This is a genomic window from Rhodococcus sp. RS1C4, from assembly GCF_002258225.1.
Classification (GTDB): Bacteria; Actinomycetota; Actinomycetes; order Mycobacteriales; family Mycobacteriaceae; genus Rhodococcoides; species Rhodococcoides fascians_E.
On sequence record NZ_NOXZ01000037.1, the window covers coordinates 1 to 22221 of the forward strand.

Annotated in this window: 18 protein-coding genes and 1 rRNA gene; 11 read left to right on the forward strand and 8 right to left on the reverse strand. The window is 65.1% G+C overall.

Features of this window, described 5'->3' with window-relative positions; translation table 11 throughout:
• A 5S ribosomal RNA gene (gene rrf, locus CH289_RS18735) occupies nucleotides 1-87 on the forward strand; the annotation flags it as partial.
• 416 nt (nucleotides 88-503) lie between these two features.
• On the opposite strand, the gene CH289_RS18740 is transcribed toward rrf, so the two are convergent.
• Nucleotides 504-2054: an adenylate/guanylate cyclase domain-containing protein gene (locus CH289_RS18740; protein ID WP_027499100.1), complete on the reverse strand. Its 1551-nt coding sequence runs from the start codon at nucleotides 2052-2054 to the stop codon at nucleotides 504-506.
• A gap of 42 nt (nucleotides 2055-2096) precedes the next feature.
• On the opposite strand from CH289_RS18740, the gene nucS reads away from it, so the two are divergent.
• Both nucS and CH289_RS28800 read left to right on the forward strand, forming a co-directional pair.
• Nucleotides 2097-2768 carry an endonuclease NucS gene (nucS, locus tag CH289_RS18745; protein WP_027499099.1) on the forward strand — a complete coding sequence of 224 codons (672 nt, stop codon included), beginning with the start codon at nucleotides 2097-2099 and terminating at the stop codon, nucleotides 2766-2768.
• A 23-nt stretch (nucleotides 2769-2791) separates the two neighbouring features.
• On the forward strand, nucleotides 2792-3118 hold the full coding sequence (locus tag CH289_RS28800; protein WP_080733893.1) for an ATP/GTP-binding protein: 327 nt from the start codon (nucleotides 2792-2794) through the stop codon (nucleotides 3116-3118).
• Nucleotides 3119-3137: 19 nt separating this feature from the next.
• Here CH289_RS28800 and CH289_RS18755 read toward each other — a convergent pair whose 3' ends face one another.
• Together CH289_RS18755 and mce are read right to left on the reverse strand one after the other, a co-directional pair.
• Nucleotides 3138-4076: a coiled-coil domain-containing protein gene (locus CH289_RS18755; protein WP_019664981.1), complete on the reverse strand. Its 939-nt coding sequence runs from the start codon at nucleotides 4074-4076 to the stop codon at nucleotides 3138-3140.
• A gap of 45 nt (nucleotides 4077-4121) precedes the next feature.
• Entirely contained in the window at nucleotides 4122-4601 is a 480-nt protein-coding gene (gene mce / locus CH289_RS18760) for a methylmalonyl-CoA epimerase (RefSeq protein WP_019664980.1), read from the reverse strand.
• Between the two features lie 94 nt (nucleotides 4602-4695).
• Between mce and CH289_RS18765 the strand changes: the two genes are divergently transcribed.
• The 3 genes from CH289_RS18765 (at nucleotide 4696) to CH289_RS18780 (ending at nucleotide 7526) form a co-directional block, all read left to right on the forward strand.
• Nucleotides 4696-5886, forward strand: coding sequence for an acetyl-CoA C-acetyltransferase (locus CH289_RS18765; protein ID WP_027499098.1), 1191 nt, complete (start codon nucleotides 4696-4698; stop codon nucleotides 5884-5886).
• Between the two features lie 100 nt (nucleotides 5887-5986).
• Nucleotides 5987-6352, forward strand: coding sequence for a DUF3817 domain-containing protein (locus CH289_RS18770; protein ID WP_019664978.1), 366 nt, complete (start codon nucleotides 5987-5989; stop codon nucleotides 6350-6352).
• A 229-nt stretch (nucleotides 6353-6581) separates the two neighbouring features.
• Nucleotides 6582-7526, forward strand: a complete 945-nt coding sequence (locus CH289_RS18780; protein WP_231383929.1) for a tetratricopeptide repeat protein — start codon at nucleotides 6582-6584, stop codon at nucleotides 7524-7526.
• Nucleotides 7527-7555: 29 nt separating this feature from the next.
• Here CH289_RS18780 and CH289_RS18785 read toward each other — a convergent pair whose 3' ends face one another.
• The 3 genes from CH289_RS18785 to CH289_RS18795 are packed head-to-tail and all read right to left on the reverse strand — an operon-like array spanning nucleotide 7556 to nucleotide 13226.
• Nucleotides 7556-9010: a neutral zinc metallopeptidase gene (locus tag CH289_RS18785; protein ID WP_020113335.1), complete on the reverse strand. Its 1455-nt coding sequence runs from the start codon at nucleotides 9008-9010 to the stop codon at nucleotides 7556-7558.
• Nucleotides 9011-11206 (reverse strand): 1,4-alpha-glucan branching protein GlgB, encoded by a 2196-nt coding sequence (gene glgB / locus CH289_RS18790; RefSeq protein WP_019664975.1) that lies wholly within the window; start codon nucleotides 11204-11206, stop codon nucleotides 9011-9013.
• A 10-nt stretch (nucleotides 11207-11216) separates the two neighbouring features.
• Nucleotides 11217-13226 carry an alpha-1,4-glucan--maltose-1-phosphate maltosyltransferase gene (locus CH289_RS18795; RefSeq protein ID WP_020113334.1) on the reverse strand — a complete coding sequence of 670 codons (2010 nt, stop codon included), beginning with the start codon at nucleotides 13224-13226 and terminating at the stop codon, nucleotides 11217-11219.
• A 174-nt stretch (nucleotides 13227-13400) separates the two neighbouring features.
• On the opposite strand from CH289_RS18795, the gene glgP reads away from it, so the two are divergent.
• Nucleotides 13401-15983 carry an alpha-glucan family phosphorylase gene (gene glgP / locus CH289_RS18800; RefSeq protein WP_020113333.1) on the forward strand — a complete coding sequence of 861 codons (2583 nt, stop codon included), beginning with the start codon at nucleotides 13401-13403 and terminating at the stop codon, nucleotides 15981-15983.
• On the opposite strand, the gene CH289_RS18805 is transcribed toward glgP, so the two are convergent.
• Complete coding sequence (locus CH289_RS18805) at nucleotides 15980-18028, reverse strand: ATP-dependent DNA helicase (RefSeq protein WP_020113332.1); 2049 nt, start codon at nucleotides 18026-18028, stop codon at nucleotides 15980-15982. The genes glgP and CH289_RS18805 overlap by 4 nt on opposite strands.
• 54 nt (nucleotides 18029-18082) lie before the next feature.
• Entirely contained in the window at nucleotides 18083-19519 is a 1437-nt protein-coding gene (locus CH289_RS18810; RefSeq protein WP_020113331.1) for a nicotinate phosphoribosyltransferase, read from the reverse strand.
• Here CH289_RS18810 and clpS point away from each other — a divergent pair.
• Genes clpS through CH289_RS18830 form a run of 4 tightly spaced genes read left to right on the forward strand, consistent with a single transcriptional unit; the run spans nucleotide 19485 to nucleotide 22188 of the window.
• Nucleotides 19485-19835 (forward strand): ATP-dependent Clp protease adapter ClpS, encoded by a 351-nt coding sequence (gene clpS / locus CH289_RS18815; RefSeq protein ID WP_170947459.1) that lies wholly within the window; start codon nucleotides 19485-19487, stop codon nucleotides 19833-19835. The genes CH289_RS18810 and clpS overlap by 35 nt on opposite strands.
• A gap of 30 nt (nucleotides 19836-19865) precedes the next feature.
• The gene (aosR, locus tag CH289_RS18820) at nucleotides 19866-20429 is read left to right on the forward strand and encodes an oxidative stress transcriptional regulator AosR (RefSeq protein ID WP_020113330.1); all 564 of its coding nucleotides are present in this window, start codon (nucleotides 19866-19868) and stop codon (nucleotides 20427-20429) included.
• 11 nt (nucleotides 20430-20440) lie between these two features.
• On the forward strand, nucleotides 20441-21508 hold the full coding sequence (locus CH289_RS18825; protein ID WP_019664968.1) for a P1 family peptidase: 1068 nt from the start codon (nucleotides 20441-20443) through the stop codon (nucleotides 21506-21508).
• Between the two features lie 50 nt (nucleotides 21509-21558).
• A complete protein-coding gene (locus CH289_RS18830) occupies nucleotides 21559-22188 on the forward strand; it encodes a rhomboid family intramembrane serine protease (protein WP_020113329.1) in 630 nt (209 codons plus the stop codon).
• Nucleotides 22189-22221 lie beyond the last annotated feature (33 nt).

The following is a 22221-nucleotide window of genomic DNA, read 5'->3' on the forward strand; positions in this document are numbered from 1 at the left end:
GGTCCCATTCCGAACCCGGAAGCTAAGCCCTCCAGCGCCGATGGTACTGCACCCGACAGGGTGTGGGAGAGTAGGACACCGCCGAACACACTTTCACAGCACACCCCCGGGAACCACACGGTCCCCGGGGGTGTTCTGCATACCCGAACCAAAAACACACCCCACCGCACACCCCCTCAGACACCGGTCGCCCACGTGCCGGACGCTCACCCCCGTGCTGGCACTACGCCGTGCACCTGACACAACGGCGAGCATCCGCACCGATAACCGGTCGAGCACACCCACGAAAACACCCCCCGAATGTGCGCTGACACCACCCCCACACGCACAACACGAGGGTGAATCCACCACCCCGTCCGCCAGGCCAGAAACACAGACGCACGGCCAGGTGCCAGCACTACGGCGTGCACCTGACACAACGGCGAGCGTTTGCGCGAGGACTGACCCGCGCACCCGTTGATTGGCATGGGTTTGCCCCTGCCCCATGTACCCGGGGCGGGACGTCAGGCGGTGGGGGAGGCGAGGACGGTTTCTGCGGATCGGCCGCGGAGGGTGACGCTGTCTCCGAATTCCCAGCATGAGCTTTCGGGATTGGATGCGCCCTCCACCGTGATCTTCGAGGCAAGGATGGCGCCGGGGGCGTTCTTGGCCAGGTCCGACAGGCGGGCGGCTTCGTTGACCGGATCGCCGATGACGGTGTATTCGAAGCGTGACTTCGCACCGACGTTGCCGGCGACTGCGCGTCCGGAGGCGACGCCGACGGCTGCACTGCACTCGGGTACCTCGTCGCGAAGCCGTGTACTGATCTTCCGTGCGGCCGCAAGGGCAGCGCCGCAGTGGTCTTCCATATCGCCCGGAGCTCCGAAGATGGCGAGGGCGGCGTCACCTTCGAATTTGTTGATGAAGCCGCCGTGCTCGTCGACCTCGTCGACCACCACGGCGAAGAATCGGTTGAGAAGTGCGACGACTTCGGCGGGCGGACGCGTCGATGCGATTTCCGTCGAACCGACCAGGTCGATGAAGAAGACCGCAATGTCTCGTTCTTCGCCACCGAGTTCGGGGTTCTTGCTCAGTGCCGCTTCGGCCACCTCGTGTCCGACGTGGCGACCGAAGAGATCACGGATCTTCTCTCGTTCGCGGATGCCGTCGGCCATGCGATTGAAGCCGCTCTGGAGTTCGCCGAGCTCGGTGCCGTCGTACACGGCAAGGTGCACGTCCGAGTTGCCTCGCTCGAGCTCCGCCATTCCCGATCTCACATTGCTGATGGGTGCGGTAGTGGCGAAACCACCCAGGAGAGTCAGGAAGAAACCGAAGACGAGTGTGATACCTCCGAGCGCCAGAATCGCGACGGCCATCTTGTCCGCGTTCGTCTGGTACGGCCTGATGAAGCTGAAGATTGCAATGATCATGAGCCCGGCGACGGGTACTCCGGTCCCGAGGATCCAGGACAGAATCGACCGCCCCATCACACCCGCGATTCGAATGCGTCGTGGATCGCCGGCCTCGAGCGCGCGTGCTGCTGCCGGGCGCAGCGCGAACTCGCTCAGCAGATAGCTGAACGCGCAGACGACGGTTCCACCGGCACCGATCGTGAACGCCACCTTGGGGATCGACTGGGGATCGATGATGCCGTCGATCGTCGTGATCAGGACGAGCCCAACTGTCCACAACAGGATCTGAACGCGGGTGAGCTGCCACGGCATGGACAGCGTGTTGACCTGCTCCTTGCGCGTCGGCTTACGGTCCTCGATCGCCCACCTCAACGCCCGGACGGCACGTGTAGTACCCCAGAGAACACCGACGATGAACGCCAAGCCGACGTAGACCGGAATGACGATGTAATTGACCCACCAGTACTTGGGAACCAGCACATCGGGCCCCGGCACCACAACACTCACCAGTGCACCCACGATGACGGCACCGATGAGATTGGACCCCAGCAGGAAGATCGTGAGCAGTATCTGGACGCGGACACGTCGACGTCTGGGGGACTCGGACGTGTCGCCGAGTAGGCGTGATCCGAGCGGTGCGGCGGATCGTCTGAATTGCGGCATGGTGGTCACAGACTAGCGGTCGGTTTGGCTTAGGGTGGGCAAGTGCGTCTCGTAATTGCTCGGTGCCAAGTGGACTACGTCGGCCGTCTTACCGCTCATCTTCCTCCTGCTAGGAGGCTACTTCTCGTCAAGTCCGACGGGTCGGTCAGTATTCACGCCGACGATCGAGCGTACAAGCCGTTGAACTGGATGAGTCCACCGTGCTGGACTGTCGAATCCACCGAGGACGACACCATCAAATGGGTCGTGACCAACAAGGCCGGCGAGGAACTGCGCATCACGATCGAGGACGTCGAACTCGATTCGAGCCATGAGCTCGGCGTGGACCCCGGTCTCGTCAAGGATGGCGTCGAGTCGCATCTGCAGGAGCTGTTGGCGGAACACGTGGAGACTCTCGGTGAGGGTTACACGTTGGTTCGCCGCGAGTACATGACGGCCATCGGGCCAGTGGATCTGCTGTGCCGCAACGCCGACGGCGGGACGGTCGCGGTGGAGATCAAGCGCCGGGGTGAGATCGACGGCGTCGAACAGCTCACCCGCTATCTCGAGCTGTTGAACCGGGATCCGGTGCTGGCGCCGGTCAGTGGAGTTTTCGCCGCTCAAGTCATCAAACCGCAGGCACGGACGTTGGCGACGGACCGCGGAATCCGTTGCCTGACCCTCGACTACGACGTTCTTCGTGGAACCGAGAGCACGGAGTTTCGGCTGTTCTGACGGCTTCTTCTACAATCGAGACCGTGCCTCGGCGTAATCACGACAGGAAAGCGAGCCGTAGAACCAACGGTTCGCGTGATTCGCGTCCCGATTCGCTGATGGGTGGCGCCCGGATCGAGAGTGGTCCGTCGGGGTGGTCCGACGAGGAGTTCACGACTCGCACCGTCCCCGGAAACCGGGCGACGAAGACCTACCGATGCCCGGGCTGCGATCACGAGATCAGACCTGGGGTGTCGCATATCGTGGCGTGGCCGGCGGCCGAGCTCGGGGGCCCGGACAATCGTCGGCACTGGCATTCCGGCTGCTGGTCGGGGAGGGCGACCCGCGGCCTGACGCGGCGCTGGTCGTAACCAGCGCCGCATTCATCCGTCAGGAAGACGCTTCGGCCTTGTCCTTGTCGTCGGCCTTGTCGGACGACTCGTCGTCCTTGCCGAGTGCGATCGCCTCGGGGGAGTCCAGTAGTTCGCTCTCGCGGTTGACGGACGCCAGCATCGCGGGAACCGAATCGAGTTGTCCGCGAATGCCCAAGAGCTGAGCCAGAACTCGGCTTCGGAGGACCCGAAGTTCCTCGGCGAGTTCCTTCGAATGTGCAATGCGACGTTCGCTCTGCTCGGTAGCGGCCTGGAGTCGACGGGTGGCTTCCGTCGTTGCCTCCTCGATGCGGTGCGCCGCATCGGCCTTGCTCGAGCTTTCGAGATCCTCCAGTGCAGCGAGGATCTTCGTGCGGCGGTCCGCCATCGTGATCTCGAAGTCCTCCTGCACCTTGGCGCGCTTGGCCTCGGACTCCGCAGCGAGCTGGTCACGCTCGGCCTGTGCGGCTTCGACGACTCGCGCCGCCTCCGTCCGGGCCTGAGCCATCGTCTGCTCGTGCTCGGTCTCGAGCGCGGACCGACGTTCTTCCAGCTCGGCTACGAGCGACTCGTGACGGCCGCGGAGACGAGCGCTCTCCTGCTCGGCGACCGAGACCATTTCCTCGGCCTCGGCGTGTGCCTTTGCCCTGACCTCCGATGCCTCGTCCGAAGCGAGGCGGAGCATGCGAGAGATACGGTCGCTCATGCCTTCTGCGGTGGTCGGCGGTACCGACAGGCGATCGATGTCCTTGCGGAGTTCGTCGATCTCGTCTCGGGCGTCGTCGAGTTGCTTGGCCAGGTCGCGGGCCTGTGCAGCCGCGGCATCACGATCAGCGGTCGTCAGCCGCAGTTCGGCGTCGAACCTTTCGAAATAGTTCGTGACTTCGTCGCGGTCGAATCCCTTTCGGACGAGGGAGAAGGGAAGTTGCACACCGGTGCGCTCTTGCTCTGTGGCCATGGCGGTCAATTTACCGGTGCGTAGGGTAGAGAGCCAGACGATGGGTCAATGGATCGGACTTTTGGTCGGTTCTACGAGTTCGATGAGGACTCCGCCCGCATCTTTGGGATGAACGAAGTTGATTTTCGAGTCCGCAGTGCCTCGGCGGGGCTCGTCGTAGAGCAGTCGAACGCCGCGCGCCCGCAACTCCGTCGAGATCCGGCCGATGTCCGTGACGCGATATGCGAGCTGCTGCAAGCCCGGCCCGTTGCGATCGATGAACTTGGCGATCGTCGAGTTCTCGTCGAGCGGCGCGAGGAGCTGCAACGCCGTCGACCCGTCCGAGGCGCCGGGGAAGGACAACATCGCCTCGCGAACTCCCTGGCTTTCGTTGACCTCTTCGTGGGTCGAGACCATGCCGAGATGCTCGGCGTACCAGGCGATGGCTACATCGAGATCGGGGACGGCAATACCGACGTGGTCGATCGCCGTGACGAGGTCTGATGGAAGAGGGAGTCCCTTGGACGGTCGAGTGTCGGTAGTCATAGAGTCGACGTTAGCGGTGGTTGCTTGGCAACGCTCACCGGGGCTGTCAAAGTAAATGGCGACTAACTTCGTCGCATACGGTTGGAGGAACATCGTGACCACGTCCGTCATCGTCGCCGGGGCCAGGACCCCGGTTGGTCGGTTGTCCGGAGCACTGAAGGATTTCTCGGGTTCGGATCTCGGCGGGATCGCGATCAAGGGCGCGTTGGACAAGTCGGGAGTCGCTCCCGAGCTTGTCGAGTACGTCATCATGGGGCAGGTCCTCACCGCGGGTGCGGGTCAGATCCCGGCACGGCAGGCTGCGGTCGCGGCGGGGATTCCGATGGATGTTCCGGCGTTGACGATCAACAAGGTGTGTCTGTCGGGTGTCGATGCGATCGCGTTGGCCGATCAGCTGATCCGGGCGGGGGAATTCGAGGTCGTCGTCGCCGGTGGTCAGGAATCGATGACCCAAGCACCGCACATGCTCGAGAAGTCGCGTGCGGGGTTCAAGTACGGCGATGTGACGATGAAGGATCACCTCGCCTACGACGGCTTGTACGACATCTTCACCGACCAGGCCATGGGCGGGCTCACCGAATCGCGTAACGAGGGTGCAGTCGCGTCCACCCGTGAGGAGCAGGACGCGTTCGCGGCGGCGTCGCATCAGCGTGCGGCGACGGCGTGGAAGAACGGTGTGTTCGACGACGAGGTCGTGCCGGTGCAGATCCCGCAGCGCAAGGGCGATCCGATCGTGTTCTCCCAGGACGAGGGCATCCGTGCCGACACCACCACCGACACCCTGGCCAAGCTGCGGCCGGCGTTCTCCAAGAGCGGCACCATCACCGCGGGTAATGCCTCGACGATCAACGACGGTGCCGCCGCGGTGATCGTGATGAGCAAGGCCAAGGCCGAAAGCTTGGGGCTGGAGTGGATCGCGGAGATCGGTGCACACGGTGTCGTTGCCGGGCCGGATTCGTCGTTGCAGTCGCAGCCGGCGCGGGCGATCGTGAAAGCGTGCGCGAAGGAAGGGATCGATCCGAAGGCTTTGGATCTGATCGAGATCAACGAGGCGTTCGCTGCGGTCGGTATCGCCTCGACGCGTGAACTGGGTGTGGACGAGAGCAAGGTCAACGTCAACGGTGGTGCTATCTCCATCGGGCATCCTCTTGGGATGTCCGGTGCGCGTATCGCTCTGCACCTCGCGCTGGAACTGCAGCGTCGCGGCGGTGGTGTCGGCGCAGCTGCACTGTGCGGCGGAGGCGGACAAGGCGACGCGCTGATCATTCGGGTGCCGAAGAAGTAAAGAGAAAGTAAGCCCACAGCATGGTGGCTCTGGTCAAGACCTACGGGTGAGATCAGAGCCACTACGCTGTGTCGTAGTAGTTCGGGCACAATGGTCTTCCATGGTGAACTTCTTCGACCTGAGCACGACCGCCAAGCGCTTCCGTTTCGTCGCAGTCCTGGAGGCCCTCACGTGGCTCGGTCTGCTCATCGGAATGGCGTTCAAGTACATCCCGGCCGACGGCAACGAGATCGGCGTCAAGATCTTCGGACCGATTCATGGCGCTGTTTTCGTCCTCTACCTGGTCGTCACGGTCGTCACGGCGGTGAAGCTGCGCTGGAACGTCGTCACGACACTTCTCGCCGCAGTCGCCAGCGTGCCGCCGTTCGGCACGGTCGTCTTCGAAATCTGGGCAGCGCGGACAGGAAAGCTCGCTGAGCTCAGTGGACCGGGCGTCGGTCTCGGTAAGGGCTCGACCGTCGCGTAGGAGTGGAGCCTGCGGAATGACCCGGGTTGGGCGGGAGTGGAGCCTGCGGAATGACCCGGGTTGGGCGGGAGTGGAGCCTGCGGAATGACCCGGATTGGGCAGGAGTGGAGTGGAGCCTGCGGAATGACCCGGATTGGGCAGGAGTGGAGTGGAGCCTGCGGAATGACCCGGGCGGGAGCGACGACCTTCCCGGTAGTGGGCGGGCGGATGAGATGACAAACTGTAGAGCGTGACTCGTCCCGGTTCTCGCTCGTCAGCCCGTCCGCCAGCAGCTGTTCCGGCATCCATCGCCGGTGCAGTGGATCTGTCCGCCCTGAAAGACCGTCCGGCGCCGCCACCTGCGGCGGCTGGTGAGGTCGCCGAAGGCGGTTTGCCTCCGATCGTCGACGTGACGACCGCCACTTTCGAAGACGAGGTTCTACGCCGATCGTCTCAGGTGCCGGTCGTCGTCGATCTGGGTTCTGCCCGGTCGCCGCAGTCTGTTTCGCTCACTCGTCTGCTCGGACAGCTGGCTCTGGAGGCCGGCGGCCGGTGGATCCATGCACGCGTCGACGTGGATACCAACCCGCAGATCGCGCAGGCGTTCGGTGTGCAGGCGATCCCCACCGTCGTTGCTGTCGCGAGTGGACAGCCCCTCGCTGACTTCCAGGGATCGCAGCCGGAGGATCAGCTTCGGAAGTGGATCGAGGCGATCGAACAGGCCACGGCCGGAAAGCTCACGGGGCCTCCTGGAGCAGAGCCGATCGAAGACGAGCCGGAGCCGGAAGACCCGAGGCTCGTGGCGGCCGAAGAGGCCCTCGACGAGGGCGACTTCGACAAGGCCATCGCGGCGTACGAGGACATCATCGCTGCCGAGCCTGCGAACGCCGACGCCAAAGCTGCGCTGCGGCAGGTCAAGTTCCTGGCGCGGGTGCAGAACGTCGACGCCGATGCTGTGGCGAAGGCCGACGCCGACCCTGCCGATGTCGCGGCACGGATCGAAGCTGCCGACGTCGAACTGTCGCAGCAGAATCCAGAGGCAGCGTTCGGCCGTCTCATCGACGGCGTCAAGCGCACTGCGGGTGACGAGAGAACGCAGTTGCGGACCCGGTTGCTCGAGCTGTTCGAACTGTTCGACGCCGCCGACCCTGTTGTTGTCGCGGCGCGCAGGAAGCTCGCGTCCGCGCTGTACTGACCGGGCTGTACTGACCGGGTTGTTCGGCCTCAGCGGTAGCGGGCGTTGCAGGTGTCCTGGCCGCCCAGAACTCCCGAGCGGAACGCGTCGACACGCGAGAAGCCGCTCGGGAGGGTGACGCCGTTGATGTCGCTTGCCGTCAATCCGTCACTGAGGAGACCGGACACGGCCTCGTCGAGGTCGCCGGGGGACAGCCACACTTCGAGGTCGGTGGCCTCCGGGTTCTCCGAACTCAACCCGGCGGTGATCACTCCGGACAGGCATGCCGAGCGCAGCGCGGTCTGGGGGTTGTCGAGCGGCTGTCCTGCCGCGTTCTGGACCGCGAGCGTGTAGCGGGATGCGAACAGCACATAGGCGCTGTAATCGCCGGAGACGTTCAGAGGGATGACGTCACCGCGCCGTGGCCGCTCGGCGGTTCCGAGCTCGGCGAGCGCTGGAACGTCCACACCGATGGTGTTGCTCGATGCGCAGTACGACACCGGCTCGGTCGACGTTCCTTCCGGGCAGCCGGTGTCGGTGCCGTCGTAGGACACCGTCGGGGGATTCGGAAGTGCAAGAAGGCTTTCGAAGGACCGCACGAAGGCTTGCAGCGTTTCCTCGGTCACCGGCAGTTCACCGTCGTCGTCGGCGTCGGAGAATTTCTGTGGGAGATCCGCTCGGCGCGAATCGATCTCCGCCTCGTCGATGGCTACGCATGCAGACGCGCCATCGGTGAAACCGAGCTGTACAGCGGTGACTCGCTCGAACGCCGAACCGTGCACCGAATCCGGGTCGTTGGGGTCGACGTCACGCACCGCGACCGTCGCGGCGAGCACGCCGTTCAGCCCGTCGGACGTGTTGATGGTGAAGTGCGGTGACTCGTCCTCGGCGACATGCCGGATGAATGCTCCTGCGAAACAGTCGGCCTGCTGCTCGGCCACGATGGTCGGAGTGTCCTCTCCGACCAGACCGGACTGATGCTGAATCGAATGGCCGTACTCGTGAGCGATGACCATGACCACTGCCATGGGGCCGAAGGCGTCGATCAGTGCAGGCAACAGAATTGTTCGGTCCCAGCCGATCGTGTCGTCCTTCATGCAATACGCAGCGTTGGGGATACCGCCGGTCCGGAAACCACAGAAACGTGCTCCCTGACCTTCCTCCTCGCTCGCATCCCACGAGATCAGCTCCGACACCGGAGTGAACTGCGTCTTGAACAAGTCGGGATACGTCTGCGTCCAGTACCGCTGGATGTCCTCGATCGCGTTGGTCGCGATGACATCCGAGTCGGTACCCTCCGAGCCCGTCACCTGCAGAGTGGAGTTAGTCATGCCGGGGCGCGGACCACTGGGACCGTCGGTGACAGGCAGACCCGCCACGGTGAACGGGTTGTCGTAGATCGACACGGCGCGGCCGTCGACGCTCTGCGCGCACGACGCGAGCAGAGCCGACGCTGCGATCAGTGCGGTCATCCACAGTGTGCGTCGGGTACGACCGCGACTCATCTATCGCTCCAGTTTGATCCAGATCGCTCCGTTGGCGGGGAGCGCGACCTGCGCGGACGCGGGTCGGCCATGCCATGAGTGCGAAGTTGCCGTCACTTCTCCGAGATTGCCGACACCGCTTCCGCCGTACGAGGTGGCATCCGTGTTGAGGATCTCGCTCCAACGTCCCAGTTCCGGTAGTCCGACACGATAGTCGCCGCGTACGACTCCTGAGAAGTTGAAGATGCACGCCACCACAGACCCGTCGGATCCGTAACGCAGAAAACTCAGGACATTGTTCTCGGTGTCGTTGGCGTCGATCCAGGAGTAGCCGCTGGGGGAGGTGTCCAAGGTCCACAGCGCCGAGTGCTGCCGATACGTCGCGTTCAGGTCGGTGACCAGGTTGAGGACTCCGCGGTGGAGACCGTCGTCGTCGAGGTGGAACCAGTCGAGTCCACGTTCTTCCGACCATTCGCGAATCTGGCCGAATTCCTGACCCATGAACAGCAGTTGCTTGCCCGGGTGCGCCCACATGTAGGCCAGCATTCCGCGCAGACCGGCCGCCTTCGCGTGATCGTCGCCGGGCATACGCGTCCACAACGTTCCCTTGCCGTGCACCACTTCGTCGTGACTGATCGGCAGCAGGTAGTTCTCGCTCCACGCATACACGAGCGAGAACGTGATCTCGTGGTGGTGGTACGTCCGGTGGATCGGATCACGCCCCAGGAAACCGAGCGTGTCGTGCATCCACCCCATGTTCCACTTCATGTTGAAGCCCAAGCCGCCGACATTCGTCGGACGAGTGACGCCCGGCCAGGCCGTCGACTCCTCGGCGACGGTCACGACTCCCTGGAACTTCTTGTGTACGGTCGCGTTCATCTCCTGCAGGAACGAGACCGCTTCGAGGTTCTCGCGGCCACCGTGAATGTTGGGGGTCCACCCGCCCTCGGGGCGCGAGTAGTCCAGGTAGAGCATCGACGCGACGGCGTCGACGCGGAGTCCGTCGATGTGGAACTCGTCGAGCCAGAACAAGGCGTTCGCGACGAGGAAGTTGCGGACCTCGCGTCGGCCGAAATCGAAAACCAATGTGCCCCAGTCGAGCTGCTCGCCGCGCTTGGGATCGCCGTGCTCGTACAACGGGCCACCGTCGAACCGGGCCAGCGCCCATTCGTCCTTGGGGAAATGCGCGGGGACCCAGTCGACGATGACGCCGATGCCTCGCTCGTGCAGGTGATCGACGAAGTAGCGAAAATCGTCGGGGCTGCCGAAACGAGATGTCGGAGCGTAGTAGGACGTGACCTGGTAACCCCACGACCCACCGAACGGATGTTCCGCCACGGGAAGCAGTTCGACGTGCGTGAAGCCGGTCTCGATGACGTAGTCCGCGAGCTGATGCGCGACTTCGCGATAACCGAGGCCCTGACGCCACGACGCCAGGTGCACTTCGTAGACACTCATCGGTGCCGCGGTGGGCTCGATGCCTGCACGGGTGTCGAGCCAGGCGTCGTCCGTCCACTCGAACTCGGAACTGGAGACGACCGACGCGGTGGCAGGCGGAATCTCGGTGGCGAACGCCATCGGGTCGGCCTTGTCCCGGGTGACTCCGTCCGAGCCGTGGATGCGGTACTTGTAGATCGCACCCGGCTGCAGGTCCGGGACGAACAGTTCCCAGACGCCGGTGGACCCCAGAGCGCGCATCGGGAAGCTGCGACCGCTCCAGCCGTCGAAGTCACCGATGACGGTGACCCCGGACGCAGCAGGCGCCCAGACCGCGAACGACACACCACTGACGTCGCCGTCGGGGGTGGTGTAGTTCTGTCGATGGGCTCCCAGGATGTCCCAGAGCCTTTCGTGCCGTCCCTCGCCGAACAGATGCAGATCCAGTTCGCCCAGGGTCGGCAGGAACCGATAGCCGTCGGCGGCCACCGAGACATGCCCACCCGGCCACGTCGTGACCAGCCGATAGTCCATCAGATCCTCGAACGGGACCAGGCCCGAGAACACGCCGTGCGCGACGTGTGTCAGCGGGTAGTCGGTACCACCGATTCGCGCGACGACGGAATCCGCGTTCGGCTTCAGAGCGCGGATCGCGGTCCCGCCCGGTGCGGGGTGCGCTCCGAGCACCGAGTGTGGGTTGTAGTGCGTGCCCTGCGCCAACAACTCCAGGTCGTTGGCGCTGGGTGCTGCCGTGTCGGTGGTGCTCTGGTTCTCGCTCAAGGTGTTCGACTCACTTCCGGTTGCCGCGGTAGGCCAAGTCGAGACGCGCCGGATACGGAATGGGCGGAAGCGCAAGGATGTGCGCGACTGCCTTCCACGGCTCCAACTTCACGAAATTGGCCTGACCCCAATGGAACTGCTGACCGGTCACCTCGTCGGTGACCGTCAGCGTGTCGTGCCAGTCGAGCCCGATCTGCGGCATGTCCAGCCAGATCGTGCCCTCCTCCGATCCGAACGGGTCGAGATTGATCACCACGAGCACCGAATCCCCGGTGCCCGGATCGAATTTCGAGTACGCGATGAGTGCGTCGTTGTCCACATTGTGGAAGTGGATGTTGCGCAGTTGCTGTAGAGCGGGATGTGCGCGTCGGATGGAGTTGAGCGTGGCGAGCCACGGTTCCAGGGACTCGCCGCGCGCCAACGCGCCCTCGAAGTCGCGTGGACGAAGCTGATACTTCTCGGAGTCGAGGTATTCCTCGCTTCCCGGCCGTACCGCCTGATGCTCGTACAGTTCGTATCCCGAGTACACGCCCCACGTCGGAGACATCGTCGCGGCCAGAGCAGCGCGCAGCGCGAACACTCCGGGACCGCCGTGCTGCAGACTCTCGTGCAGGATGTCCGGGGTGTTGACGAACAGGTTGGGACGCGCATCGTCGGCTCGACGAGCATGCTCCTCGGCGAATTCGGTGAGCTCCCACTTGGCTGTTCGCCACGTGAAATACGTGTAGGACTGCGTGAACCCGCGCATCGCCAACCCGTACATACGTGCGGGACGGGTGAAGGCCTCGGCCAGAAAGAGGACCTCGGGATGCGTCTTCTTGACCTCCGCGATCAGCCATTCCCAGAAGTCCGGTGGCTTGGTGTGCGGGTTGTCGACCCGGAAGATCTTGACGCCCAACGACACCCAGTATCGAACGACCCGAAGGACCTCGTCGTAGATTCCTCGTCGGTCGTTGTCGAAGTTGACCGGATAGATGTCCTGGTACTTCTTCGGGGGATTCTCCGCGTACGCAATGGTGCCGTCGGGAAGAACGGTGAACCACTCCGGGTGGTTCTGCGCCCACGGATGATCGGGAGCGGCCTGGAGAGCCAGATCCAGCGCGACCTCCAGATCGAGCGCATGGGCGGCGTCGACGAAGGCTCGAAAATCGGCTTCCGTGCCCAGCTCCGGGTGGATGGCGTCGTGTCCGCCGTCCTTCGAGCCGATCGCCCACGGCGAGCCCACGTCGTCCGGCCCCGGGGTCAGAGTGTTGTTCGGGCCCTTGCGGTTGATCGTTCCGATCGGATGGATCGGGGGCAGGTACACCACGTCGAAGCCCATCCGGGCGACGCGGGGGAGCTGCTCGGTCGATGTAGCGAACGTGCCGTGACGCGGGCTGCCGTCGTCGTTCCATCCACCCGTCGAGCGCGGGAAGAACTCGTACCAGGCGCCGTTCAGCGCGCGCGCTCGATCGACCCAGATGTTGATGCCGTTGGACCGAGTCACCAGTTCACGCAGCGGATGTTCGTGCAGCAACGCCGAGACAGCGGACGCGAACGCCGGGGACACGCGAGCAGGCAACTGGCGATCGGTGTCCCGCAGGGCGACGACGACGTCCTTCAACAGAGCGCGATCCTCGGCGGGGACACCGTCGGCAGCGCTTTCGAACAGCCGGGCGCCGATCTCGAGATCGTTCGCGAGTTCCGCGGCGCTCTGCCCGACCCCGAGTTTGGCCTCGACCGCGTGGCGCCAGGTTGCGACCGGGTCGCTCCACGCCTCGATCCTGCAGATCCAGTACCCGGGAGCAGTAGGAGTGAAGATCGCGTCGAACGTATCGGGTTCACGCCCGGGCGTCATGGTGATCCGCAGCGGCGTACGCAGCCCAGGGCCACGGACGGCCAGCGTCGCGGCAACGGCGTCATGGCCTTCGCGCCACACGTCGGCCGACACCGGAAAAGCCTCGCCCACCACCGCTTTCGCGGGATACTTCCCGGTAGATGTGTCTGGAAGGACATTGTCGATACCGAGTCGACCTGTCACTTCACGCTCCGTTCTTCGCTTCGAGGACTCCTCGCGGTGAGGCGAGAGCCCGGGTCAGTTCGCTGTCGGCGTGCTCGGTGTCAACCGTAGTGCAGTCGCGCTGGCTGCGCCGGTGTCGGAGACAGATCGGCAAGTCGGTGCACCACGCGGTCGACGGTGGGTAGGGTTTCGCTCGTGAAAGCTTTGCGTCGGTTCACTGTCCGAGCCCACCTGCCCGAGCGCTTGCATGCCCTCGAGGAACTCTCGACAAACCTCCGCTGGTCGTGGCACGCGCCCACCCAGGAGCTGTTCGAGGAAATCGATCCGCAACTGTGGGCGAGCACGGAGCGAGACCCGATCGCGTTGCTCGGTGCCGTCGCGCCGTCGCGGCTGGAGGAACTGGCCGGGAGCGACGAGTTCACTCGAAAGCTGGACAACCTGGCAGCCGATCTTCGCGGATACCTGGCCCGCCCGCTCTGGTATCAGAAGAACGCGGAGGCTGGACGGTCACTGCCGTCGGGAATTGCGTATTTCTCGATGGAGTTCGGCGTCAGCGAGGTCCTTCCCAACTACTCCGGCGGTCTCGGCATCCTCGCCGGCGACCACCTCAAGGCGGCGTCGGATCTGGGTCTGCCGTTGATCGGCGTCGGTCTGCTCTACCGCTCCGGCTACTTTCGTCAGTCTCTGACCGCAGACGGTTGGCAGGCAGAGAGGTATCCCTCGCTCGATCCGCAGGGGCTTCCGCTTCGCATTCTCGCCGACGCGTCGGGCGTTCCCGTCCTCATCCACGTCGCGATGCCCGGATCGCGGGTGTTGCGGGCACGGGTGTGGATCGCGCAGGTCGGACGGGTGCCGCTGTTGCTGCTCGACTCCGACATCCCGGACAACGATCCTGAGCTTCGCGGCGTGACCGACAGGCTCTACGGCGGCGACCAGGACCACCGCATCAAACAGGAGATCCTTGCTGGAATCGGCGGGGTTCGAGCCGTCCGCGCGTACACGCACGAATACGGCCTGCCGGACCCGGAAGTGTTCCACATGAACGAGGGGCACGCCGGCTTCCTCGGCGCCGAGCGCATTCGAGAACTCGTCACCTCGAAGGGACTGGACTTCGATTCCGCGTTGGCATCGGTGCGTTCGGGAACGGTGTTCACCACCCACACCCCGGTCCCTGCAGGCATCGACCGTTTTCCAGCCGACCTGGTCCGCCACTACTTCGGTGCCCAGGACGGCTCGTCCGACTCCTCGCTGCTCCCTGGTCTTCCGCTGGAGCGCATTCTGGCGTTGGGCGCGGAGAACGACAGGTCCGTGTTCAACATGGCCCACATGGGGCTGCGTCTCGGGCAACGCGCCAACGGCGTCTCGAAACTGCACGGCATCGTCAGCCGCGAGATGTTCAGCGACCTGTGGCGCGGATTCGACAGCGCCGAAGTGCCGATCGGTTCGGTCACCAACGGTGTGCACGCCCCGACCTGGGCGGCGCGCGAGTGGCTCGATCTGGCACACGAGGTCGTCGGAGCAGAGGCGTTGGAGGAGGCGCGCGGCTGGGAACAACTGCCCACGGTCCCGTCGGCGAGGCTGTGGTCGACGAGAAACGAACTGCGCGGCAGGTTGGTCGACGAGGTCCGACGGCGGGTGCGCCGCTCGGCTCTCGAGCGTGGATCGACGGAGGCCGAACTGGGTTGGACTGCAACGGTGTTCGATCCCGACGTGCTCACTGTCGGCTTCGCGCGACGGGTACCGACCTACAAGCGTTTGACGTTGATGCTTCGGGAACCGGAGCGTCTGAAGCGTCTGCTTCTCGATCCCGAGCGTCCCGTTCAGTTGGTGGTAGCCGGCAAGTCCCATCCCGCCGACGACGGTGGCAAGGCGTTGATTCAGCAGATCGTCCGGTTCGCCGACGAAGCCGACGTGCGGCATCGCATCGTGTTCCTGCCCGATTACGACATGTCGATGGCACGCTATCTGTACTGGGGATGCGATGTGTGGCTGAACAATCCACTGCGTCCCCTCGAAGCATGCGGGACGTCCGGCATGAAGTCCGCTCTCAACGGTGGACTGAATCTGTCCATCCGAGACGGATGGTGGGACGAGATGTACGACGGCGAGAACGGGTGGGCGATCCCGACGGCGGACGGGATGGCCGACGAGAGCCGTCGTGACGACCTGGAAGCTGCTGCACTCTACGAACTGCTGGAACAAGCTGTGCTGCCGAAGTTCTACGATCGCACCGACGGGGTCCCGACGCGGTGGATCGAAATGGTCCGGCACACGCTCGAACATCTGGGTCCGAAGGTGCTGGCATCGCGCATGGTCCGCGATTACACCCTCGGTCTGTACGCACCCGCGGCCGAGGCGGCGCGTGCAGTCGATGCCGAGGAGTACGCCGGAGCGAAAGATGTCGCGGCCTACCGGAACCGCGTCGAATCGTCGTGGCAGTCGGTGGAAGTCGTGCAGGTCGACAGCGAAGGCTTGCCGGATACCCCCGTGATCGGCGCCAAGCTCACGTTGCGCGCCTACGTTCGGCTGGGTGGCCTGTCCGCCGGTGACGTGTCGGTTCAGGCGGTGCTCGGTCGGGTCGACGAGAACGAGAACCTGACCGACACCCGGACCGTCGCGATGAGTCATGCCGGAACCGACTCGCTCGGTGAGGTTTTCGTGACCGACACCGCGCTACCGGTCAGCGGGGCCGTCGGCTACACGGTACGAGTGCTACCGCACCACGATCTGTTCGCGGGTGACGCCGAGCTCGGCCTGGTCAAGATGCCGGTGTCCTAGCTCTTCCCTGCGAGACGGGTGAGAGCTTTGCGTACGACCTCCGGGTCCGACGTCTCCCAGAACGGAGGCAGTGAGGCACGCAGGTAGCCGCCGTAGCGGGCCGTCGCCAGCCGCGAATCGAGCATGGCGACGACCCCGCGGTCGTCGACGCTGCGGAGCAATCGGCCGACGCCCTGCGCCAGGAGAAGGGCCGCATGATTTGCCGCAACCGCGAGGAATCCGTTTCCCCCACGCGATTGGACGGCCTGTTGCCTCGCGACGAGAAGTGGGTCGTCGGGCCGCGGAAACGGGATGCGATCCAGAATCACCAAGCTCAGCGACGGGCCCGGCACGTCGACGCCCTGCCACAGAGACAGAGTGCCGAACAGTGACGTGGCCTCGTCGGCCGCGAACTTGTCCACCAGAGCTCCGGTCGCGTCGTCGCCCTGACACAAAATCGGAGTGTCCAGCCGTTCACGCATCGCCTCGGCTGCGGCTTTCGCCGCACGCATCGAGGAGAACAGGCCGAGCGTCCGGCCTCCCGCCGCACTGACCAACTTCTCGATCTCGTCGAGGTACAGCGGAGACAGTCCGTCGCGGCCGGGCGCCGGAAGATGCTCGGCCACGTAGAGAATGCCTGATTTGGCGTGGTCGAACGGTGATCCGACATCGAGCGAATTCCAGTGGAACGACGCGGTGTCCGACGGCGGCTCGATGCCGGACGCGGTGGCGGTGTCGCTTCGACCCGTGTTCTCCGCAGGCAGACCCCAGTTCACGGCCAGGCCGTCGAACGATCCGCCGACCGTCAGAGTCGCCGAGGTGAGGACGACCGTCGACTCAGCGAACAACCGTGAACGCAACAGGCCGCCGACCGACAGCGGAGCCATCCGGACCGTGCGTTTGACGCTCCCCCGGAAGTCGTCGACGGCGTGCCAGACGACATCCTTACGCTTGGCGGGGTCGGGCTCGTCGAATGCCTCGAGAACCCGCACGGCACTATCGTGAACCTCGTCGACCGCGACGAGCGCCGCATTGCGTGCGGCAGCGGCCTCCGGGTCCGTTGCCGCCATCCCGGGCTTCTGCGGACCGATCGCCGTGCGCACCGCCCACGCGGAATCCCTGATCGACGCCAGCGCCGGGGCCACGTCGTCGGGAAGCGCTGCCCACCGGCCGGGAGGTAGATCGTCCAGGACCGCACCCCAGTTCTCGGCCGCGCCGTCGAGTGCGTCGACGATCTCCTCTTCGATCAACTTGCTGCAGCGCCGGGCAGCTGCGGTGACGGTCGCCGCCGACAACTCCGACGTGGCAACGCCGGTGACGCGGTCCACGAGCTCGTGCGCCTCGTCGATGACCACCACATCGTGCTCGGGGAGGATCTGAATACCGGTGATGGCGTCGATTGCGAGGAGTGCGTGATTGGTGACCACGACGTCCACCTGTGCGGCCTCGGCGCGAGCCCGCTCGGCAAAGCAGTCCTCACCGACGGGACAGCGCGACTTGCCGAGGCATTCGCGGGCGGTGACGCTGACCTGCCGCCACGCCTGATCGCTGACTCCGGGCACGACGTCGTCGCGGTCACCGGTCTCGGTGTCCGACGACCACTTGGTCAGACGCACGACCTCGCGGCCGAGCCGGGACACGGCGAAAGCGTCGAACAGTTCGGCTTCCGGTGCCTCCTCGGACGCACCGGAGTGGATCTTGTTCATGCACAGGTAGTTGTTGCGGCCCTTGAGGATCGCGAACTTCGGCCGCCGGCCGATAGCGCCGGTCAGTGCATCGGCGAGGCGCGGTAGGTCGCGATCCACGAGCTGACGTTGCAGCGCGATCGTTGCGGTGGACACCACGACCGTGCGGCCCGACTCGACGGCGTGCCTGATGCTCGGAACCAGGTACGCGAGCGACTTACCGGTGCCGGTACCGGCCTGAACAGCAAGGTGCTGACCGGTGTCGATGGAATGCGCGACAGCCGACGCCATGGTGAGCTGGTTGCTTCTTTCCTTGCCCCCGAGAGCGTGTACCGCGACCTTCAGCAGGGCGGGCACGGTGGGGAGTTCGGTCTTCGGCACCGAAGAAGACTACTGCCTGCCTCCGACGGCCCCCGCGTGCCGCGCCCATCCGAGTCAGAGGAAACGCGTCGGCAGCGCGGGCTCGCCCTGCGACAGCTTGAGTCCTTCCCACGGAAGGCTGACGAGTCGTTGCGCGAGCAGTGCCCGAGCGTCGTGCAGGCTGCCCAACCCGTCCACCTGCTCGCCGGCGCGCACCAGCGGAATGCTGAGCTCGGTCGCGACCAGCCCGTCCTCGATCGGTGGGGTGGTGCCCTGCAGGAACACGATCTCCTCGACGGCCGTGCCCGTGGTTCGCGAGGTCCGGACAGCGGACTTGGCGCCGCCACGCGACTCCTTGTGGCTGCTGCGTTTCGCGACCGGCCGTCCGTCGACGGTCACGAGTTTGTAGACCATGCCTGCCGTCGGCGCGCCGGATCCGGTGACAAGCGAGGTGCCGACGCCGTAGGAGTCCACCGGTTCCGCACGCAGGGCGGCGATGGCGTATTCGTCGAGGTCGCCGGAGACGACGATCTTGGTGTTCTTCGCGCCCAGGTCGTCGAGTTGCTGGCGCACCTGCCTGGCGAGCACGCCGAGGTCACCGGAGTCGATGCGCACTCCGCCCAGCTCGGGTCCGGCCACCTCGATGGCGTTGGCTACGCCCTGGGTGATGTCGTAGGTGTCGACGAGCAGGGTGGTGGAGACTCCCAGCGCCCGCACCTGTGCGGCGAACGCTGCTTTCTCGTCCGGTCCGTTCTCGTTGTTGTAGAGCAACGTGAACGCGTGCGCAGACGTGCCCGCTCCGGGAATCCCGTGACGTCGGACCGCTTCGAGATTGGACGTCGCTGCGAAACCTGCGATGTACGCGGCGCGCGACGACGCCACCGCTGCTTCCTCGTGGGTGCGCCGTGATCCCATTTCGATCATGTGTCGCGATCCCGCGGAACCGACCATGCGCGCGGCGGCGGAGGCGATGGCACTGTCGTGGTTCAGGATCGACAGTGCGAGGGTTTCCAGGATCACGCATTCGGCGAAGGTGCCGCGGACCGACAGGATCGGTGAACCTGGAAAGTAGAGGTCGCCTTCGCGGTAGCCGTCGACGTCGCCGGTGAATCGGTAGTTGCGCAACCATTCCAGCGTGGAAGCGTCGAGGAACGTGCCGAGCACCTCCAGCTCCTCCTCGCCGAACTGGAACCGGGTGAGTGCACCGAGGAAACGCGCCGTACCAGCGACGACGCCGTAACGCCTTCCGCCTGGAAGGCGCCGGGCGAACACCTCGAAGCTGCACGGGATGTCGGCGGTGCCGTCGGCCAGCGCAGCCGACAGCATGGTGAACTCGTACTGGTCGGTGAAGAGTGCGGCACTGCGGATGCTGTCCGTTATGTCCGGGCCGTGATTCGATGCGGTAGGCACCTGCTCAACATTACGAGGCGCGGGGGCGACGGTGTGCAGGTTGCCCCCGTCGTCGTAGTCTGTTGGCATGGCTTCATCGACGGCTGAAGAATTCGTGGGCATTGTCGACGAGGCGCCGACGCTGGCAGCCTCACCTCAGGCCGTGCCCGCCGAAACCGAAGCCCGGTCGACGGACGAGGCTCAGGACGTTCCGTGGGTGACCATCGTGTGGGACGACCCGGTGAACCTGATGCACTACGTGACGTTCATCTTCCAGAAGCTCTTCGGTTACAGCAAAGCCAAGGCAACCGAGCTGATGATGCAGGTGCACTCCGAGGGCAAGGCAGTGGTGTCCAGCGGCGAGCGCGACAAGATGGAGGCCGACGTCCGCAGGCTGCACGCAGCCGGGCTGTGGGCCACCATGCAACAGGACAAGTGACCGGCTTCTACGACAAGGACCTCTGACCAAGTGCGTACGTGGAGCAGGAAGAACACACTCTCCGGTGTCAAGATTCGCTCCGAGATGGACCCGCGGGAGGCGACGGTTCTGCGGTCGCTCGTGGGATCGGTCGTCGGGCTGCTGGGTGATCGTGCGGCCGCTGCGCCGACCGACGAACTTGCTGCCCTGACCGGGTTGCGGACCGGACACAGCACCCCGCCGGAGGATGCGGCGCTGGCTCGGCTGCTCCCGGACTTCCATCGGGACGACACCGACCCGTCCGGTTCGACCAATCTCAACAGTGCTCTGCGTGGACTGCACGAGCCGGAGATCATCGACGAGAAACTGCGCTCGAGCACCGTCATTCTCGACACTCTCCCCGCGTCGGGCGGAAAGATCCTTCTGACGCCGGAGCAAGCGGATGCGTGGTTGATGGGCCTCAACGACGTAAGGTTGGCGCTCGGAACCACACTGGGTATCGACGCGGACACCCCGGAGGTTCTCGACGAGGGCGATCCACGAGCTCCACACCTCGACGTCTACCACTGGTTGACCTGGATGCAGGATTCCCTGGTGCAGGTCCTCACCCCGTAGGAGCGCTCGGCGTGCCTGGTTCCCCCGGTCCTCGTGACTCTCTGACCGATGTTTCGGGACTGCTCGTCGGTCATCATCACGAACTCGATCCCGACGCCACCCTCGGAACGGGCGCGGCCACCGGCTGCACCGTCGTCCGAACCCTCGGTGGTGCCGTCGCAGCGGTCGACGTCCGCGGCGGCGGGCCAGGGACCAGGGAGACGGACCTCCTGGACCCGAGTCACTCCGTCCAACAAGTCAATTCGGTGCTCCTGACCGGTGGCAGTGCCTACGGCCTCGCCGCAGCGGACGGAGTCATGCGATGGCTGGAAGAACACGGCCACGGTATCTCGATGGGCACCCCCGATCAGGTGGTGCCCATCGTTCCTGCCGCCGTCATCTTCGATCTGCCCGTCGGTGAGTGGTCGACCAGGCCCACCGCCGATTTCGGGTACCGAGCGGCCGCAGCAGCGGCGACCGACTTCGAGACGGGGTCTGTCGGCGCAGGCGTCGGAGCGCGGGCCGGAGTGCTCAAGGGCGGCGTCGGGACGGCCAGCACCGTCATCGAAGGAGGGCCTGCCGACGGAGTCACGGTCGCCGCGTTGATCGTCACCAACCCGGTCGGATCCGTGTTCGACCCGCGCACCGGTCTGCCGTGGGGCGTCGGCTCGCTGGGGCCGCAGGCCTTCCGTATGCGCAAACCCGACGTGCACGAGCTGTGGAACGCGAATGCGCTTGCGCCGAAGGGGACGGCGTTGAACACCACCATCGGTGTCGTAGCGACCGACGTCGAACTGTCCGCCGGCTCGTGCAAGCGAATTGCTGTCGCAGGTCACGACGGTTTGGCGAGGGCGATTCGCCCTGCCCACTCGCCTCTCGACGGCGACACGATCTTCGCGCTGTCCACGGGCACACGATCCGTCGTCACCGAATCGTCGCTGCCCACGGCGTTCAACCGGGATCTGCCGGTGCTCGACGCGGTGTCCTCGGTGGCGGCCGAGGTCGTCGAGCGGGCGATCGTGCGTGCGCTGCTCGACGCCACGTCGGTGGCGGGCATTCCGACCTACCGTCAGATCTTTCCGTCGGCATTCGAGTCCTGACCGGCGGTACGCTCGAAAAAGCGACATACCTCCCGCGAAAGGCGCCAGCGATGAGCACGAACCCGTACCTGCCGGCTCCGGCCCCGAAGCGCCCGTTGTGGCAGTCGGCGGCCATGTACACCGGTGGATTCGTACTGTTGCTGTGGGTGGTGGAAGTAGTCGACGTTCTGTCGGGCAGTCGTGTGGAGACCGCCGGGATCAACCCGCGCACCGGCGACGGTCTGTGGGGGATTCTGTTCGCGCCTGTGCTGCACGACGACTGGGCGCATCTGATCGCCAACACGGTTCCGATCGCGGTGCTCGGCTTCCTCGTCCTGCTGTCCGGAATCGGCAGGGGACTGGCGGCGACAGGCGTGATCTGGGTGATCGCCGGCGTCGGGACATGGTTGATCGGGGGCAGCAACTCCAATCACATCGGTGCATCCAGCCTGGTCTTCGGCTTCTTGGCCTACCTGCTCGTTCGTGGGTTCTTCACCCGGAACCTGGGTCAGCTCGCCATCGGCGTCGTCGTGTTCGTCCTGTACGGCAGCGCTCTGTGGGGCGTTCTGCCCAGCACTCCCGGTGTGTCCTGGCAGGGTCATCTGTTCGGGGCCGTCGGCGGAGTCGTCGCTGCGTGGCTTCTGTCCGCGGACGCCCGCAACGCCCGCAAGCAGAGGTCGGTCGGCTCTTCCCGACAGTGAAGCTCGGTAACTGTGACCGACGACCTTTCCGGT

Coding starts and splice junctions, on each gene's coding strand:
- CH289_RS18740 (WP_027499100.1), bottom strand. CDS start 2,054: ATGCCGCAATTCAGACGATCCGCCGCACCGCTCGGATCACGCCTACTC.
- CH289_RS18755 (WP_019664981.1), bottom strand. CDS start 4,076: ATGGCCACAGAGCAAGAGCGCACCGGTGTGCAACTTCCCTTCTCCCTC.
- mce (WP_019664980.1), bottom strand. CDS start 4,601: ATGACTACCGACACTCGACCGTCCAAGGGACTCCCTCTTCCATCAGAC.
- CH289_RS18770 (WP_019664978.1), top strand. CDS start 5,987: ATGGTGAACTTCTTCGACCTGAGCACGACCGCCAAGCGCTTCCGTTTC.
- CH289_RS18785 (WP_020113335.1), bottom strand. CDS start 9,010: ATGAGTCGCGGTCGTACCCGACGCACACTGTGGATGACCGCACTGATC.
- clpS (WP_170947459.1), top strand. CDS start 19,485: ATGGCTTCATCGACGGCTGAAGAATTCGTGGGCATTGTCGACGAGGCG.
- CH289_RS18810 (WP_020113331.1), bottom strand. CDS start 19,519: ATGCCCACGAATTCTTCAGCCGTCGATGAAGCCATGCCAACAGACTAC.
- CH289_RS18830 (WP_020113329.1), top strand. CDS start 21,559: ATGAGCACGAACCCGTACCTGCCGGCTCCGGCCCCGAAGCGCCCGTTG.